This is a genomic window from Bradyrhizobium diazoefficiens USDA 110, assembly GCF_000011365.1.
In the GTDB taxonomy this organism is placed as follows: Bacteria; Pseudomonadota; Alphaproteobacteria; order Rhizobiales; family Xanthobacteraceae; genus Bradyrhizobium; species Bradyrhizobium diazoefficiens.
Window position 1 is genome coordinate 3,246,501 of the sequence record NC_004463.1, and the last position, 17,317, is coordinate 3,263,817.

At 64.5% G+C, this 17,317-nt stretch carries 14 protein-coding genes; 7 read left to right on the forward strand and 7 right to left on the reverse strand.

What is annotated here, in order from left to right:
- Positions 1-229: 229 nt before the first annotated feature.
- Positions 230-1,009: an enoyl-CoA hydratase-related protein gene (locus tag BJA_RS14610; RefSeq protein ID WP_063921431.1), complete on the reverse strand. Its 780-nt coding sequence runs from the start codon at positions 1,007-1,009 to the stop codon at positions 230-232.
- Positions 1,010-1,219: 210 nt separating this feature from the next.
- Here BJA_RS14610 and BJA_RS14615 point away from each other — a divergent pair, with 210 nt between their 5' ends.
- Positions 1,220-2,494 (forward strand): acyl-CoA dehydrogenase family protein, encoded by a 1,275-nt coding sequence (locus BJA_RS14615; RefSeq protein ID WP_038965763.1) that lies wholly within the window; start codon positions 1,220-1,222, stop codon positions 2,492-2,494.
- Positions 2,495-2,611: 117 nt separating this feature from the next.
- Here BJA_RS14615 and BJA_RS14620 read toward each other — a convergent pair whose 3' ends face one another.
- Entirely contained in the window at positions 2,612-4,189 is a 1,578-nt protein-coding gene (locus BJA_RS14620; protein ID WP_011085732.1) for a fatty acid--CoA ligase, read from the reverse strand.
- Positions 4,190-4,412: 223 nt separating this feature from the next.
- Positions 4,413-5,285 carry an SDR family oxidoreductase gene (locus BJA_RS14625; RefSeq protein ID WP_011085733.1) on the reverse strand — a complete coding sequence of 291 codons (873 nt, stop codon included), beginning with the start codon at positions 5,283-5,285 and terminating at the stop codon, positions 4,413-4,415.
- Between the two features lie 105 nt (positions 5,286-5,390).
- Between BJA_RS14625 and BJA_RS14630 the strand changes: the two genes are divergently transcribed.
- The 6 genes from BJA_RS14630 to ppc all read left to right on the forward strand — a co-directional run bounded on the left by BJA_RS14630 (position 5,391) and on the right by ppc (position 13,363).
- Positions 5,391-6,200, forward strand: a complete 810-nt coding sequence (locus tag BJA_RS14630; RefSeq protein WP_011085734.1) for a crotonase/enoyl-CoA hydratase family protein — start codon at positions 5,391-5,393, stop codon at positions 6,198-6,200.
- 138 nt (positions 6,201-6,338) lie between these two features.
- The gene (locus BJA_RS14635) at positions 6,339-7,883 is read left to right on the forward strand and encodes an acyl-CoA synthetase (protein WP_011085735.1); all 1,545 of its coding nucleotides are present in this window, start codon (positions 6,339-6,341) and stop codon (positions 7,881-7,883) included.
- 131 nt (positions 7,884-8,014) lie between these two features.
- Complete coding sequence (locus BJA_RS14640; RefSeq protein WP_038965766.1) at positions 8,015-8,809, forward strand: enoyl-CoA hydratase/isomerase family protein; 795 nt, start codon at positions 8,015-8,017, stop codon at positions 8,807-8,809.
- A gap of 87 nt (positions 8,810-8,896) precedes the next feature.
- Positions 8,897-9,982, forward strand: a complete 1,086-nt coding sequence (locus BJA_RS14645) for a rhomboid family intramembrane serine protease (protein ID WP_011085737.1) — start codon at positions 8,897-8,899, stop codon at positions 9,980-9,982.
- A gap of 49 nt (positions 9,983-10,031) precedes the next feature.
- A complete protein-coding gene (locus tag BJA_RS14650) occupies positions 10,032-10,436 on the forward strand; it encodes a YccF domain-containing protein (RefSeq protein ID WP_011085738.1) in 405 nt (134 codons plus the stop codon).
- A gap of 128 nt (positions 10,437-10,564) precedes the next feature.
- Positions 10,565-13,363: a phosphoenolpyruvate carboxylase gene (gene ppc, locus BJA_RS14655; protein ID WP_011085739.1), complete on the forward strand. Its 2,799-nt coding sequence runs from the start codon at positions 10,565-10,567 to the stop codon at positions 13,361-13,363.
- A gap of 90 nt (positions 13,364-13,453) precedes the next feature.
- Here ppc and BJA_RS14660 read toward each other — a convergent pair whose 3' ends face one another.
- The 4 genes from BJA_RS14660 to BJA_RS14675 all read right to left on the reverse strand — a co-directional run bounded on the left by BJA_RS14660 (position 13,454) and on the right by BJA_RS14675 (position 17,278).
- Complete coding sequence (locus tag BJA_RS14660) at positions 13,454-14,572, reverse strand: SMP-30/gluconolactonase/LRE family protein (RefSeq protein WP_011085740.1); 1,119 nt, start codon at positions 14,570-14,572, stop codon at positions 13,454-13,456.
- A 128-nt stretch (positions 14,573-14,700) separates the two neighbouring features.
- Positions 14,701-15,615: an SDR family oxidoreductase gene (locus BJA_RS14665; RefSeq protein WP_011085741.1), complete on the reverse strand. Its 915-nt coding sequence runs from the start codon at positions 15,613-15,615 to the stop codon at positions 14,701-14,703.
- Positions 15,616-15,721: 106 nt separating this feature from the next.
- Positions 15,722-16,861: a thiolase C-terminal domain-containing protein gene (locus BJA_RS14670; protein ID WP_011085742.1), complete on the reverse strand. Its 1,140-nt coding sequence runs from the start codon at positions 16,859-16,861 to the stop codon at positions 15,722-15,724.
- A gap of 3 nt (positions 16,862-16,864) precedes the next feature.
- Positions 16,865-17,278, reverse strand: coding sequence for a Zn-ribbon domain-containing OB-fold protein (locus BJA_RS14675; RefSeq protein WP_038965765.1), 414 nt, complete (start codon positions 17,276-17,278; stop codon positions 16,865-16,867).
- Positions 17,279-17,317: the final 39 nt, after the last annotated feature.

The window sequence follows — 17,317 nt, forward strand, 5'->3', positions numbered from 1 at the left end:
ATTGCGAGGAGCCCCTGCGAGGAAGCAATCCAGAGTGTCCCCGCGGAGGCAGTCTGGATTGCTTCGCTGCGCTCGCAATGACGGCGTTGATGCAGTGGTGCGCCACACTCTCCTCGTCATTCCGGGGCGTCGCGAAGCGACGAGCCCGGAATCCATTTATCCGCGGTCGCCGTGGCCCGATGGATTCCGGGCTCGCGCCTGACGGCGCGCCCCGGAATGACAGGAGGGATTACTTCCCCACCCATTTCGGCGGCCGCTTCTCCGAAAACGCCTTCGGGCCCTCGATGTAGTCCTGCGAGGCCACCATCGCCTTCACCGCCGGATATTCGCGCTGCTCCTCGATCGCCTGCTCCAGCGAGACGCCAAGCCCCTTCTGGATCGCCTGCTTTGAAGCCCGGATCGACATCGGTGAGTTCTTGGTGATCATCTCCGCCCAGCGTAGCGCCGCCGTCAGCGCCTCGCCCTGCGGCACCACCTCGTTGACGAAGCCGAGCTCGTGACCCTCCTTGGCGCTGACATGGCGCGCGGTGAGGATCATGCCCATGGCGCGCTTCAGGCCGATCTGGCGCGGCAGCCGGTGCAGGCCGCCGGCGAGGGCGGCAAGGCCCACGCGCGGCTCGGGCAAGGCGAAGGTCGCGTTCTCCGCGGCGATGATCAGGTCGCAGGCCAGCGCGATCTCGAAGCCGCCGCCCATCGCAACGCCGTTGACGGCGGCAATGATCGGCTTGTCGCAGTCGAAGCGCGAGGTGAGGCCGGCAAAACCGCCCTTGTCCCAGCCGCGTTTGCCGCCGGCCGCCTGCCACTTCAGGTCGTTGCCGGCGCAGAACGCCTTGTCGCCGGCGCCCGTGACGATCGCGACCCATTGCTCGGCATCGGCCGAGAAATCGTCGAACACCTTCTGGAGCTCGAAATGCGCGTCGGTATGCAGCGCATTGTAGACCTCGGGCCGCGACAGCGTGACGATCGTGATCGGTCCCTTGCGTTCCACCTTGGAAAATTTTAGCTCCATCGCTCGCTCCCGCTTTTTCTCCTGAAGGAATATTGCCGTCATACTAGCGTGCACAAGCGCCGGGGCACCATCGAATTGCGCAATGCGCCTTGCGCAGCCGGCACGCCTCGGCTTGCTTGACTTGCGCGCGCTCTTCTCACCTTAATCGTGCGAAGCAAAAGCGTGCTTAGCGCCTTAACGCAAAACGAAAAAATCATCCGGGAGAGAGCCGTGGATTTCTCATTGCCAACAGATCTCGTCGCCTATCTCGGAGAGCTCGACCGTTTCATCGAACGCGAGATCAAGCCGCTGGAAGCGGCCGACGACAACATCCGCTTCTTTGATCATCGCCGCGAATGGGCGCGCACCGATTTCGAGAACGGCGGCCTGCCGCGGCACGAATGGGAGGCGCTGCTGCGCAAGGCCAAGGATCTCGCGGACGCCGCCGGGCACCTGCGCTTCCCGGTGCCGAAGCAGTATGGCGGCAAGGACGGCTCCAACCTCTGGATGGCGGTGATCCGCGAGCATTTTGCCGCCAAGGGCCTTGGCCTGCACAACGACCTTCAGAACGAGCATTCCATCGTCGGCAATTTCCCTGTCGTCACCATGCTCGACCGCTACGGTCGCGACGACCAGAAGGCGATGATCGACGGCTCGATCAAGGGCAAGTACCGCATCACCTTTGGCCTCACCGAGCCGCATCACGGCTCGGATGCCACGCACATGGAGACACGTGCGGTGCCGGCGACCCGCGACAACGTCAAGGGCTGGATCATCAACGGCGAGAAGATGTGGACGACGGGCATGCACGTCGCCACGCATTGCGCGCTGTTCGCACGCACCTCGGGCAATGACGGCGATGCGCGCGGCATCACCTGCTTCCTGGTGCCGGCCAAGAGCCACGGCGTCAAGGTCGAGGAGTACATGTGGACCTTCAACATGCCGACCGATCATCCCCGCGTCAGCTTCACCGACGTGTTCGTGCCCGAGGATGCGCTGTTCGGCGAGGTCGGCCGCGGCCTGTCGCTGGCGCAGTGCTTCGTGCACCAGAACCGCATCCGTCAGGCGGCGAGCTCGCTGGGCGCCGCCGGCTATTGCATCAATGAAAGCGTCAAATATGCGCGCGAGCGAAAACCATTCGGCAAGGCGCTCGCCGAGAACCAGGCGATCCAGTTCCCGCTGGTCGAGCTCGCGACGCAAGCCGAGATGCTGCGCCTTCTGATCCGCAAGACCGCCTGGGAGATGGATAAGCTCACCGAGGAGCAGATCGAGCGCACGCTCTCCGACCGCGTCTCGATGTGCAACTACTGGGCAAACCGCCTCTGCTGCGAATCCGCCGACCGCGCCATGCAGGTCCACGGCGGGATGGGCTATTCACGCCACAAGCCGTTCGAGCATATCTATCGGCACCATCGCCGTTACCGGATCACGGAAGGCAGCGAGGAGATCCAGATGCGCAAGGTGGCGGGGTTCCTGTTCGGATATATGGGACCGGGGAAGCATTGAGGCTTGCACGGCTGTCGTAGGGTGGGCGAAGCGAAGCGTACGCACGATCCCTCGAATACGAAACGAGACCGTGGGCACGGCGCGTTGCGCCTTTGCCCACCCTACGGCATCGCGCGATCAATTCACCCGCCGATCCTTCCCGGCCCAATACGGCTCCCTCAATTGCCGTCGCAAAATCTTGCCTGACGGATTCCTCGGCAGCGTCGGCAGAAACTCCACGCTCTTCGGCGTCTTGAACCCGGCGATGCGCTCGCGGGTGAAGTTGATGATGTCGGTGGCGGTCGCCTGCTTGCCGGGCTTCATCACCACCACGGCCTTCACCGCTTCGCCCCATTTATCGTCGGGCACGCCGATCACGGCGGCCTCGGCGACATCTGGATGATCGCACAGCGCGCTCTCGACCTCGGCCGGATAGACGTTCTCGCCGCCGGAGATGATCATGTCCTTGATGCGGTCGTGGATATAGAGGTAGCCGTCCTCGTCCATGTAGCCGGCATCGCCGGTACGCAGCCAGCCGTCGCCGCGCAGCGTCGACGCGGTCGCCTCCGGCAAATTCCAGTAGCCCGCCATGTTGGAGCCCGAGCGCGTCGCGATCTCGCCAACCTGGCGCGGCGGCAGCGGCTTGCCGTCCGCATCCAGAATGGCGATCTCGACACCGGGGAGCGCCTTGCCGGCCGAGCGCATCCGCTCCAGCCCCTCGACGTGATCCTCCGGCGGCAGCGCGACGATGGTGCCTGTCGTCTCGGTCATGCCGTACATCTGCACGAAGCCGCATTTGAAGACCTCGATGCACTCCTTCAGCAGCGCTGCCGGAATCGGCGAGGCGCCGTACAGCATGTATTTCAGCCTGGAGAAATCGACTGTCTTCGCGCGCGGCTGCCGCACCACGAACTGCATCGCTGCCGGCACCATGAAGAGCTTCGTGATGCCCGACTGCTCGAAGAAATCCAGCACCTTGGTCGGATCGAACTCGCGTGCGATCACGCCGCGGGCGCCGTGATAGAGACCCATCACGCCCCAGCCCGAGCCGCCAATGTGGAAGATCGGCATCGCGACCAGCGAGACGTCGTCAGTGGACCACCGGTTCCACTCCGGCTTGTCCGCGGCATTGCCTGTTTGCACCAGGTTGAGGAAGTTCGCGTGGCTCAGCATCGCGCCCTTCGGCTTGCCCGTGGTGCCGGAGGTGTAGAGCTGGATCGCGATGTCTTTCGTATCGATCGGTACCTTCGGATCGTCGCCGCTCTGCGCATCGCGCCAGGCCGTAAAATCCTGCCATTCAGGGGCGCCGCCCTCGGTCGTGATGATCGTGCGCACGCCCGGAATCTGATCCCTGATCTGACGGACCAGTGTGATGAACTCGGGCCCGACGAACAGCACCGGCGCCCTGCAATCCGCGACGATGAAGGCGACCTCGGGCCCCGCGAGCCGCCAGTTCACCGGCGCCATCACCACGTCAGCCTTCATCGCGCCCATCAGCAGCTCGAAATAGAGGTCGCTGTTCTTGCCGAGATAGGCGATGCGCTCGCCCTTCTTCACGCCCATCGAGATCAGCGCGTTGGCGACCCTATTGGTCTTGATGTCGAACGCGGCGAAGCTGGTGACGCGGCCCTCGAACTCGTAGGCGGTGGCATTGCCGCGACTCGTCGCGCGCTCGCGCACCATGTCGGCGAGATTCGCCAATGGCTGTGTGGACATGTTCCTCTCGTGACGTCTTGTTCTTATGCCGCGGAGTGTGGCGTCATCCGCGGGTGATGACAAGATGGAGGAGGGGCTCTCTCAACGATGTCGTCCTGGCGAAAGCCAGGACCCATAGCCGTAAAACGCAATTTGGCGAAGACCGGTCATGACCAATCTTCGCCAAACGACATTCGGTGGTAGTGGGTCCTGGCTTTCGCCAGGACGACTACGGAGAGAGCGACTACCCCCGCTTCGCCCGGTCCTTCTCGTTCTGGGCCATGATGCTCTCGCGCGCGGTCTTCCAGTCGTCGTCGCTCCAGTCGCGGAGCTGGTAGAAATTGCCGCCCATCGCGAGCGCCTGGGCGCCGTCCATGGCGATGGTCTCGCCGGAGATCCAGTCGCAGCCGCCGGAGATCAGGAACACGGCGACGTTCTGCAACTCCTCCATGGTACCGACGCGGCCCATCGGGTTCATCGCCTTGGTGCGCGCGCCGGCCTCGTCGCCCGGCTTGATGCGCTTGCTCATGCCTTCGGTCGGGATCTCGCCGGGCGCGATCGTGTTGAGGCGGATGCCGTATCGGCCCCATTCGGTCGCAAGCGACATCGTCATGGCGTGGATCGCCGACTTGCTCATCGCCGACGGAACCACATAGGGCGAGCCGTTGCGCACCCAGGTCGTGGTGATCGAGACGACGTTGCCCGGCTGCTTCAAGGCGATCCAGCGCTTGCCGACCGCATGCGTCACGTAGAACGTGCCGTGCATGACGATGTTGGCGACGGCGTCGAAGCCGCGCGGCGACAGCTCTTCGGTGCGCGAGATGAAATTGCCGGCGGCGTTGTTGATGAGATCGGTGAGGGGCGCTTCGCGAAAGATGTTTTCGATCATCTCCTCGACCGCGAGCGCGTTGCGGATGTCGACGCCGTGGCTGGTGACGCGTCCGCCATGAAGATCCATCAATTCGGTCGCGGTCTCGTCGCACACGATCTTGCGTCGGCCGCAGATGTGCACTTCGGCTCCAAGCTGGAGGAAGCGCGCCGCCATCGACTTGCCGAGCCCGGTGCCGCCGCCGGTCACGAGGATGCGCCGGCCGGCCAGAAGATTTTCCTTGAACATGGGTGTTTCCCCCGTAGGGATTGTCGGTTAATTGATCGATTGACTAAATCCGGCCGCCGGCTTCCTGTAAAGCGGCACTGAACAAGAACAGGGGAGAATTCATCCATGGAAGAGCGCGTCTCGATCTCGATCTCGGAAGGCGTCGCCGACGTGCGCCTGGTGCGCGCGGACAAGATGAACGCGCTCGATCAGGCCATGTTCGAGGCGCTGGTTGCCGCCACCGAACGGCTTTCGAAGGAAAAAGGCGTGCGCGTCGTCGTGCTCTCCGGCGAGGGCCGCGCTTTCTGCGCCGGTCTCGACATGGGGCGTTTTGCCGCCATGAAGGAAAAGGGCGGCAACGGAATTCCGGGTGGCGAAAATCGCGATCTCACCAAGCGCACGCATGGCCAGGCGAACTTTCCGCAACAGGCGGTATGGGGATGGCGCCAGCTTGCTGTTCCCGTAATCGCGGCCGTGCATGGCGTTGCCTTCGGTGGCGGCTTCCAGCTCTCGCTCGGTGCCGACATGCGCTTCCTCTCCCCCGATGCGCGGATGTCGGTGATGGAGATCAAATGGGGCCTCGTGCCTGATATGGCGGGCACGCCGATCCTGGCCAGTCTCGTGCGCGACGACATCCTGCGCGATCTCACCTATACGGGGCGCATCTTCTCCGCGCAGGAGGCGATGGCTTACGGCCTTGCCACGCGGATCTGCGACGATCCGCGGGCGGTCGCGCTGGAAGTGGCGCGCGAGATCGCCGGCAAGAGCCCCGATGCGATCCGCGCCGCCAAGCGCCTGCTCAACAATCTCTCGGTCGATCCGGGCCCGGCGCTGCTGGCCGAGTCCGTCGAGCAGCAGAAGCTGATCGGTAGTGCGAACCAGACCGAGGCGGTCCGTGCCAATCTGGAAAAGCGCGCGCCGAAGTTTGCGGATTAGTTCTCTGTCGTTCCGGGATGGTCCGAAGGACCAGACCTCAGGTGCGCAATTGCGCACCGGGGAACCTCGAGATTCCGGGTTCGATGCTGCGCATCGCCCCGGAATGACGGCCACTAACCACAACAAAGAAAAACAACAATGAGCGAAACGTCCCAATTCCTCGGCATCGTCTCCGGCGACCGCCGCCGTTCCCACGCCGAGGTCGCCAATCGCGCCGACCGCATCGCGAACGGCCTCAGCAAGATCGGCGTCCGCCCGGGCGATTGCGTCTGCATGCTGATGCGCAACGACATCGCCTTCCTGGAGGCCGCCTACGCCGCGATGCGGCTGGGTGCCTATGGCGTGCCGATCAACTGGCACTTCAAGCCGGAAGAGATCAACTACATCCTCAACGACACCGGCACGTCCGTGCTGATCGGGCATGCCGACATGCTGCACGCGCTGCGCGATGCGATTCCATCGGGCGTCGCCGTGCTCAGCGTGCCGACGCCGCCCGAGATCCTGTCCAACTACAAGATCGATCCGGATCATCTGGCAACGCCGGCCTTCGCGATCGATTTCGAATCCTGGCTCGCGCAGCATCAGCCTTATGACGGTCCAATCGTGCCGCAGCCGATGAGCATGATCTATACGTCAGGCACGACCGGCCATCCCAAGGGCGTGCGGCGCAATGCGCCGACGCCGGAGCAGCAGGCCGCCGGCGAGCGCATGCGCGCGATGATCTATGGTCTGAAGCCCGGCGCCCGCGCGATCCTGCCGGGCCCGCTCTATCATTCCGCGCCGAACTCGTTCGGCATCCGCGCGGGAAAACTCGGCGGCGCGCTGGTGCTGATGCCGCGCTTCGAGGCGGAAGAGTTTTTGGAGCTGATCGAACGCTACAGGATCGACACCGTCTTCATGGTGCCGACCATGTTCATCCGACTGATGAAGCTGCCCGAGGCGGTGCGCAGGAAGTACGACGTTTCCTCGCTGCGCCATATCATCCACGCGGCAGCGCCTTGCCCGGCCGACGTCAAGCGCGCCATGATCGACTGGTGGGGGCCGGTGATCTACGAATTCTACGGCTCGACCGAATCCAGCGCCGTCACGTTTGCGACCTCCGAAGATGCGCTCAAAAAGCCCGGCACCGTCGGCAAGATTTCTCCCGGCGCCGAGCTGCGCTTCCTCGGTGAGGACGGCCGCGTGCTCGGCGTGGGCGAGATCGGCGAGATCTATTCCCGCATGGCGGAGATGGCCGACTTCACCTATCACAACAAGCCGGAGAAGCGCGCCGAGATCGACCGCGACGGCTTCATCACCTCCGGCGACGTCGGCTACATCGACGAAGACGGCTACGTCTTCATCTGCGATCGCAAGCGCGACATGGTGATCTCGGGCGGCGTCAACATCTATCCGGCCGAGATCGAGTCCGTGCTGCACGCCGTGCCCGGCGTGCATGATTGCGCGGTGTTCGGTATCCCCGACGCCGAATTCGGCGAGGCATTGATGGCGGTGGTCGAGCCGCAAGCCGGCATCACGCTCGATGCCGCCGATGTCCGCGCGCGGCTGAAGACCTCGCTCGCCGACTACAAGGTGCCCAAGCACATCGAGATCCGCAGCGGGCTGCCGCGCGAAGACTCCGGCAAGATATTCAAGCGCCGCCTGCGCGATCCCTATTGGGAGCAGGCGGGGCGAAAGATCTGACAACTCGACGAGAACCCGTAGGGTGGGCAAAGCGAAGCGTGCCCACCATGACGATCGAGGTGCTGATGGTGGGCACGGCGCAAGCGCGCCTTTGCCCACCCTACGAGGGAAACGACAGGGAAACATTCGTCATGAGTGACGCCACCAAGGAAGTCCTCTATACAGTCGCCGATCACATCGCGACCATCACGCTGAATGCGCCGGAGCGCATGAACACGATCTCCGGGCCGATGCTGAACGATCTGGCGCGGCTCTTGACCGAGGCCAATGAGGACAAGAACGTCCGCGTCGTGATCCTCACCGGCAAGGGGCGGGCGTTCTGCGCGGGCCTCGACCTGCGCAAGGAGCGCGACGGCAATGGCCTCAGCGCGGCGTCCTCGCCGACCACGATCAACCTGCGCAACACACCGCCGACGGTCTTGCAAGCGATGGACAAGCCGACCATCTGTGCCGTCAACGGCGGCGCCGCCGGCTACGGCATGGACACCGCGCTCGGCTGCGACATCCGCATCATGGCGGAATCCGCAAAACTCGCCGCAGCCTTCGTCAAGCGCGGCGTGGTGCCGGAATCCGGCGGCACCTGGCTGCTGCCACGCATGCTCGGTTGGGCCAAGGCCTCCGAGCTGATTTTCACCGGCCGCACGCTGAGCGCACGCGAGTGCCTGGACTGGGGCCTTGCCAACGAGGTCGTGCCGGACGCCGACTTGATGAGCCGCGCCACTGCGATTGCCTGCGAAATCGCCGCCAACGCGCCGCTCGCGGTGCAAGCCTCCAAGCGCATGATGCGGATGGGCCTCAACGAGAACTTCTCCGACCACGTCCACCACGTCTATCTCCAACTCCTGCCATTGTTCAAAACCCAGGACATGGCCGAGGGCATGAAGGCCTTCATGGAGAAGCGCGAGCCGAAGTTCGAGGGGCGGTAGGCCAGGTCGGCTGGCACACGCAAGAGTGGCAATTATGGATCGGCTCGGCTAGATTGGCGGTCCCGCTCCAGCCGCTTGCGATCACCTATGCCCTCATTCCGCGCCAGCTTCTTCGAAGTCCCTCATGCGGCCGTCTACGCGCTGATGACGGTGACGGTCCTCACGTCGGGGTTTTGCTTCATCCAGGCGGGCGGTCCGTCGGCGCCGGCGGAGTTGCTGTATCGCTACGGGGGCATGTACACGACCGCAATCGCGCGGCATGAGTATTGGCGACTGCTCGCTTATGGCTTCCTGCACGTCAATTTCGTCCACCTCACGATGAACATGTTGTGTCTGGTGCTGTGGGGCGGGCATCTCGAGCGGCGGGTGGGACCGGCCTATTTCCTCATCATCTACCTCTGCGCGATGGTGTTCGGCGCCGTCATCGGCAATGGCATTCATTCCACGCCCTATTTGACGGTCGGCGCGTCCGGCGCCACATCGGGCATTCTGGGCGCGCTGCTTTGCCTGTGGATTCTCGGCAAGCTCGATGTCGGGTTCGATTTCTTCGCGATCAACATCGGATTGAACATCGCGTTTGCGTTCGGCAATTCACGGATTGACTGGGGTGTCCATCTTGGTGGTTTTGCAGCTGGCTTGATCGCCTGCGCATTGCTGGACCTCATCGAGAAGGCGAATATCCATGTGCTTCGGTGCAAGTTTCCGGAAGCGGTAAAGGTCAATCTTACCCTGCTTGCCTGCGTTGCCGCACTGTGGGCCTGGAGCGGCCAGGCTCAGGTGATCGCCGCCGGGGGCGCCGGATGGGGCCCCGCCCTCGTCGTCGTGGCCGCGTGTTGTGCCGTGGTGAAGATGGTTGATCTCATCCTCTCCATGAAGAAGGGCCTCGCGATCGTCGTGACGGTTCTGGCCGGAGCGAACGCTGCGGCCGTGATGCTTTCCGGTGGGGCTCTGGCATCGACTTGCAGCCCGCGCTGGCCAACTGGCTCCGTTCCGCTCGATAATCTTCTCGTCATATTCTGCCCCAATCCTGTTCTCATTTCGGGGCTGGCCGCGATTGGCGCCGCTGCGGTGACGCTTTGGCTCTGTTCGAAGGAGATTTCGCGCGGGATCGAGGATGTTGGATTCGTCGGCACGTCGTTGCGTGCCGAACGCGGCCGGCGTCGTGGACTATGACCGCGGAAGGCGTGCTATAAAGAGGGATCACCGACCTCCGGATAATCCCATGGCCCCTGTTTCCATCCTGCTCAACCTGCTCTGGATCCTCATCGGCGGCGCCTGGATGGCGTTCGGCTGGCTGGTCGCCGCCATCATCATGGCCGTCACCATCATTGGCCTGCCCTGGGCGCGGGCGGCGTTCAACATCGCCGTCTACACGCTGCTGCCGTTCGGCTCGAAAGCGGTCAGCCGCTACGAGGTCACGGGTGTCGAGGATATCGGCACCGGCCCGCTGGGCGTGATCGGCAATATCATCTGGTTCGTGCTGGCCGGCTGGTGGCTGGCGCTCGGCCACCTCGTGACCGCTCTGGTCCTGGCGATCACCATCATCGGCATCCCCTTCGCCTGGGCCCATCTGAAGCTCGCCGGCATCGCGCTCTGGCCGATCGGCAAGGTGATCGTGCCGGCCTAGCGGCAGTCCCGGTCCCAAGTAACACCCCAAGTGTGCGCCGCCCCCAACTTCACCTTGCGCTGCGGCAAAAAACTTGCACACTCGGCTGAACCGGGCAGTCAAGCGAGCTCGAACCAGGGGAGCGAGCCATGTCCCTCCAGACATTACCATCCGACGCCGCAGATTCTCGCCCCAATCGCCCGGAGGACGTCCAGGCGCTGGAGGCGGACGCCCGGCTGCGGGACGACATTCGCCTGCTCGGACGCATCCTGGGCGACACGGTGCGCGACCAGGAGGGCGCCGACTTGTTCGACCTGGTCGAGCGCATCCGCCAGACCTCGATCCGGTTCCACCGCGACGAGGACCGGCTCGCCCGACGCGAGCTCGAGCAGATCCTCGACAGCATGTCGACCTCCGAGACGGTGCGGATCGTCCGCGCCTTCAGCTATTTCTCCCACCTCGCCAACATCGCCGAGGACCAGAACAACATCCGCCAGATGCGCGCCCGCACCGCGGCCAAGATCGGCGGCTCCGGCGTGCTGGCGGACACGCTGGCCCATGCCAAGGCCGCGGGCATCGGCCCTGACGCCCTGCGCAACTTCTTCAAGACCGCGCTCGTCAGCCCGGTGCTGACCGCGCACCCGACCGAGGTCCGCCGCAAGAGCACCATGGACCGCGAGATGGAGGTCGCTAGCCTGCTCGACCGCCGCGAGCGCGTCGCGTTGACCGAGGACGAAGCCGCCGCCAGCGACGAGCAGCTCCGCCGCGAGGTGCTGACGCTGTGGCAGACCAATCTGCTTCGCCGGACCAAGCTCACCGTGCTCGACGAGGTCGCCAACGGCCTGTCCTTCTACGACTACACGTTCCTGCGCGAGGTGCCGCGGCTGGTCAACGTGCTGGAAGACCGGCTGGAGGAGGACGGCGACCAGGCGGCCAGCGAGCTCGCCTCGTTCCTGCGCATGGGCAGCTGGATCGGCGGCGATCGCGACGGCAATCCCTTCGTCACCGCCGACGTCATGCGCGGCACGCTGCGGCTGCAGTCGAGCCGGGTGATGCAGTTCTATCTGAACGAGCTGCACGTGCTCGGCTCCGAGCTGTCGATCGCGGCCCATCTCGCCGACGTCTCCGAGGAGCTGCGCACGCTGGCGGAGCGCTCGCCGGATACCTCGCCGCACCGGAGCGGCGAGCCGTATCGCCTCGCGGTCTCCGGCATCTATGCGCGCCTGACGGCGACGGCTGAAGCGCTCGAGGTCGAGATCACGCGCCGGCCGGTCGGCAAGGGCAGGCCGTACGAGAGCGTCAAGGAGTTGCAAGCCGATCTCGACGTGCTGCACCGCTCGCTGATCTCCAACAACGCCCGCGTCATCGCCCGCGGCCGGCTGCGGCTGTTGCGCCGCGCGGTGGACTGCTTCGGCTTCCATCTGGCGCGGCTCGACATCCGCCAGAACTCGGCGGTGCACGAGCGGACCATCGCCGAGCTGATGGACGCCGCCAACCCCGGCATGTCCTATCTCGCGCTCGGCGAGGACGCGCGCATCTCGCTGCTCACCAACGAACTCCGCAGCACGCGCGCGCTGGTGTCCCCGTTCGTCAAGTACAGCGACGAGACCATGGGCGAGCTCAACGTCTTCCACGCCGCCGCGGAGGCGCATGCGAAGTTCGGCTCGGACGCGATCCCCCAATGCATCATCTCGATGTGCAAGGGCATGTCGGACATGCTCGAGGTCGCCGTGCTGCTCAAGGAGGTGGGCCTCGTCCATCCCTCCGGGCGCAGCGCGATCAACATCGTGCCGCTGTTCGAGACCATCGAGGATCTGCAGGCCTCCAGCGCCATCATGGACCGCATGCTGTCGCTGCACGATTACCGCCGCCTGGTCGACAGCCGCGGCAGCGTGCAGGAGGTCATGCTCGGCTATTCCGACAGCAACAAGGATGGCGGCTTCGTCACCTCGGGCTGGGAGCTCTACAAGGCCGAGATCAACCTCGTCGACGTGTTCGAGCGCCATCACGTGCGCCTGCGCCTGTTCCACGGCCGCGGCGGCTCGGTCGGCCGCGGCGGCGGGCCGAGCTACGACGCGATCATCGCGCAGCCCGGCGGCGCGGTGAACGGCCAGATCCGCATCACCGAGCAGGGCGAGATCATCTCGTCGAAATATTCCAACGCCGAAGTCGGCCGCAACAATCTGGAGATCCTGGCCGCCGCGACGCTGGAGGCGAGCCTGCTGCATCCGCGCCAGAGCGCGCCGCGCCGCGAATACCTCACTGCAATGGACGAACTCTCAAGTCTCGCCTTTAGGGCTTATCGCGGCCTCGTCTACGAGACCGACGGTTTCGTCGATTACTTCTGGGCCTCGACCGTCATCAACGAGATCGCGACGCTCAACATCGGCAGCCGCCCGGCCTCGCGCAAGAAGACCCGCGCGATCGAAGACCTTCGCGCCATTCCCTGGGTGTTCTCCTGGGCGCAATGCCGCCTGATGCTGCCGGGCTGGTACGGCTTTGGCACCGCGGTCGAGCAATGGATCGCCGAGCATCCCGACAAGGGCATGCCGTTCCTCAAAGAGCTCTACAAGGAATGGCCGTTCTTCCGCATGCTCTTGTCGAACATGGACATGGTGCTCGCCAAAAGCTCGATCGCGATCGCCTCGCGTTATGCCGAGCTCGTACCGGATGAGGCGTTGCGCGAAAAAATCTTCGGCCGCATCCGCCGCGAATGGCATTCCTGCATCGAGACGCTGCTGGACATCATGGGCCAGGACCGGCTGCTGCAAGGCAACCCGCTGCTCGAACGCTCCGTGCGCCACCGCTTCCCCTATCTCGACCCGCTCAACCACGTGCAGGTCGAGCTGCTGAGGGAGCACCGCGCGCAGAACCCGGACGAACAGGTGCTGCGCGGGATTCAGCTCACCATCAACGGTATCTCTGCGGGGCTGAGGAATACGGGCTAACCTCAGCCGTCGTTCCGGGGCGCCCGAAGGGCGAACCCGGAACCTCGAGATTTCGGCTCTGCGAGCCGCCCCGGAATGACGGCGCACACATCAACAGAAATGCGCCCCCTGTGTCTCCACATAGACCGCATAGAGCGACTGGCTCGCGGTCATGAACAGGCGGTTCCTCTTCCTGCCGCCGAAGCAGACATTGGCACAGGTCTCGGGCAGCAGGATCTGTCCGATGCGCGCGCCGTCGTTCGGTGCGAACACCTGCACGCCGTCATAGCCCGGACCGACCCAGCCGGCGCCGACCCAGATGTTGCCCTCGGTGTCGACCCGCAGGCCGTCGGGGAAGCCTGACTTGCCGTCGAGCTTCATGTCGATCAGCCGCTTCGGGTTCGACAGCTTCGACCCGTCGATGTCGTAGGACCACACCACGTTCTCCGCCTGCGGATAATGCGTGATGCCGGTGTCGCAGACATAGAGCTTCTTGTAGTCGTGAGAGAATGCGATGCCGTTCGGCTTGAACGGCTCGTCGGCGACCTTCGCAACCTGTCCGGTCTGCGTGTCGAGACGATAGACCGCTTCCTTCTGATACGGCTGCAACGAGCCGGTATTGGCAAGCTTGCCCTCGTAGATGCTGATCGCGCCATAACCGGGATCGGTGAACCAGATCGCCTTGTCGTTGGGGTGCACGACCATGTCGTTGGGGCCGTTGAGCGGCTTGCCGCCAGCCTGCTCGGCCAGCGTCGTCACCGAACCGTCATGCTCGTAGCGGACGAGGCGGGTGCGCTCGGCGCTGATCTGGCGGCCCTCAGTGTCGAACGAGTTGCCGTTGGCCTCGTTCGACGGCTTGTGGAACTGCTCGGAGATGTGCCCGTCGTCGTCGAGATAGCGCAGCTGCCGGTTGGCCGGGATATCGCTCCAGACGAGATATTGGCCCTGCGCATTCCACGCCGGTCCCTCCGCCCACAGGCAGCCGGTATAGAGCCGCTTGATCGCGGTGTTGCCGACCTTGGCCTTGAAGCGCTTGGGGTCGATGGCAATGATGTCAGGGTCGGGATAGCGCTGCGGCTCGGCATTGGCGCCGAACTCGCGGGCGTCAGCGCGCGAGGCGAGCAGGGCGGTTGCGGCCACCGTGGCCGCGCCCTTGAGAAGAGTGCGGCGGCCGAGACCGCCACGCTCGCTTGCAGTCGTATCGTCGGAGTTGGTCAGTATTCTTGTCATGGTTTCCTCCCAAAGTTTTGTTGGGAGGACAGCATCCGCCTGCAATCGGGCGTAAACCGGGGCGATCTCTGATCGAGACAACCAGAGATCGCAGGGCAGGGATGCCGGAAATGCGGCTGGACGGATCCTTACACGGGATCCCAGGGGAAGATGTCGGCGGAGCGGTCGAGCTTGTAGAACGAGCCCTTCAGCGCCGGCATGCCGTGTTCCGCGATCGATTGCGGCGTCCAGCCTTCGCTGCGATGCACCGAGCGCAGCGGGCGGTTCTGGCTGAACAGGAACAGCTCGTTCATGCGCGCGCCGAAGATCTGCCCGCTGACGTCCTTGGCGGCATCGGACAGCAGATAGGCGCAGACCGGCGCGATCTTCTCCGGACCCATCTGCTTGATCTTCTCGACGCGTGCCTTCTCGGCTTCGGTCTCGGTCGGGATGGTGCCGATCATGCGGGTCCAGGCGAACGGCGAGACGCAGTTGGAGCGGACGTTGAAGCGGCCCATGTCGAGCGCGATCGACTTCGACAGGCCGACGATGCCGAGCTTGGCGGCGGCGTAGTTGGCCTGGCCAAAGTTGCCGATCAGGCCCGAGGTGGAGGTGAAGTGCACGAAGGAGCCGCTCTCCTGCTCACGGAAAATCCGCGCCGCGGCGTGGCTGACGTAGAACGAGCCCATCAAATGCACCTTGATGACGGCCTCGAACGCCTCCACGCTCATCTTGTGGAAGATCATGTCGCGCAAAATGCCGGCATTGTTGACGACGCCGTCGAGCCGGCCGAAATGATCGGTCGCGGTCTTCACGATCTTGCTGGCGGGAATCGCTTCCGCCACCGACTCGAAATTGGCAACCGCCGCGCCGCCGCGCTTCTTGATCTCCTCGACGACTTCCTCGGCGGGAGAAGCGCTCGAGCCGGCACCGTCGGCAGCGACACCGGGATCGTTGACGACGACCTTGGCGCCTTCCGCCGCGCAGAGCAGCGCGATCTCCCGCCCGATGCCGCGGCCTGCGCCGGTGACGATGATGACCTTGTCTTGCAGTGATTTTGTCATGTGGGTGCCTCCTGTTATGCCCGTCATTCCGGGATGGTGCGAAGCACCAGACCCGGAATCTCGAGATTCCGGGTTCGCGCTGCGCGCGCCCCGGAATGACGGTGCGTTACCTCTCGTTCGTAAACACGATCGTGCCCGATGCCGCGAACATGCCGCCGACGCCATGGCACACCGAAATCTTCGCGTTCGGCACCTGCGCCGGCGCGATGCCGCGCATCTGGCGCACGCTCTCCTGGAGCGCGTACATGCCGTACATGCCCGAGTGCATGTAGGAGAGACCGCCGCCATTGGTGTTGAGCGGTAGCTTGGCCCCGGGCCGCGTGTTGCCGTCGGCGATGAACTTCCCCGTTTCCTCATGCGGCATGAAGCCGAGATCGCCGAGGCCGAACAGCGGCAGATGCGCGAACGCATCATAGATCATGAGATGATCGACGTCCTTGTGCGCGATGCCGGCTTCCTTGAACGCGAGGGGACCCGCGGTCTTGAACGCGCGCGAGGAATTAAACGTCTCCATCTGGCTGACCATCGGCGTTTCCACGCTCTCGCCGGTGCCCATGATGTAGACGGGCTTGCGCGGGAAATCCCTGGCGCGGTCGGCCGAGGTCAGGATCAGGGCGCCGCCGCCGTCGGTGACGAGGCAGCATTGCAGCAGGCGGAACGGATAGGCGATCATGCGCGAATTGAGGACATCGGCGACCGTGATCGGGTCCTTCATCATCGCCCGCGGATTTTTCGCCGCCCATTCCCGCTGCACCACCGCGACCGCGGCAAGCTGCTCGTGGGTGATGCCATAGGTCTTCATGAAGCGCAGCACGGGGATCGGGAACATGCTGGGCGGGCCGTAGACGCCATAGGGGGCCTCGAACTGCCCGTTGAGGCTGTCCGCCGGCGTCGAGCGCGGCAGCTTGCCGATCATCGATTTGCCGCTCTCGGCATGGGTAATCAGCACGGTCTTGCACAGGCCGGCCTCGATCGCCGCGGCGGCATGACGAACATGCAGCATGAAGGAGCAGCCGCCGACCGAGGTGCCGTCCACCCAGGTAGGCCTAATGCCGAGATAGTGGCAGACCTGCTGCGGCGTTTCGACCGCTGTGGCAAAGCCGTCGATGTCGGAGAGTTTTAGCCCGGCATCGGCGATGGCGTTGAGCGCGGCGTCCGCGTGAAGCTGGAGCTGCGAGGCGTTGGGGACGATTCCGAGCTCGGTGGTCTCGGCCGCGCCGACGACGGCAACCTGGTTGCTACGCATGGCTTACCCCTTCGCCGGACGGAAGACGGGAAGGGTGATCTTGTCGTCGAGCTCCTGGAAGGCGACCTCGAGCTTCATGTCGAGTTCGAGCGCTTCCGGGGTCTGCGGGCAGTCAATGATGTTGCTCATCATCCGCGGCCCCTCGGCAAGCTCCACTACGGCGATCGCATAAGGCGGCGTGAAGCCGGGCGCGGCAGGACGGTGGTTGATCACGTAGCTGTAGAGGAAACCCTTGCCGCTCGCCTTGAAGATGCTGACCTTGCGCGTGGCGCAGGACGGGCAGAACGGGCGCGGCGGGAAGTAGACATGCGCGCAGGCGTCGCAGCGCTGCAGGCGCAGTTCGCCCGCTTTCGTGCCGTCCCAGAAATGCTGGGTCTCCGGCGTCGGTTTCGGTCGTGCGCGCTGCGGTTCGGCCATGTCGGCGGGTCCTCCCGGGCGGCAGGCCTTTGTGCCTGC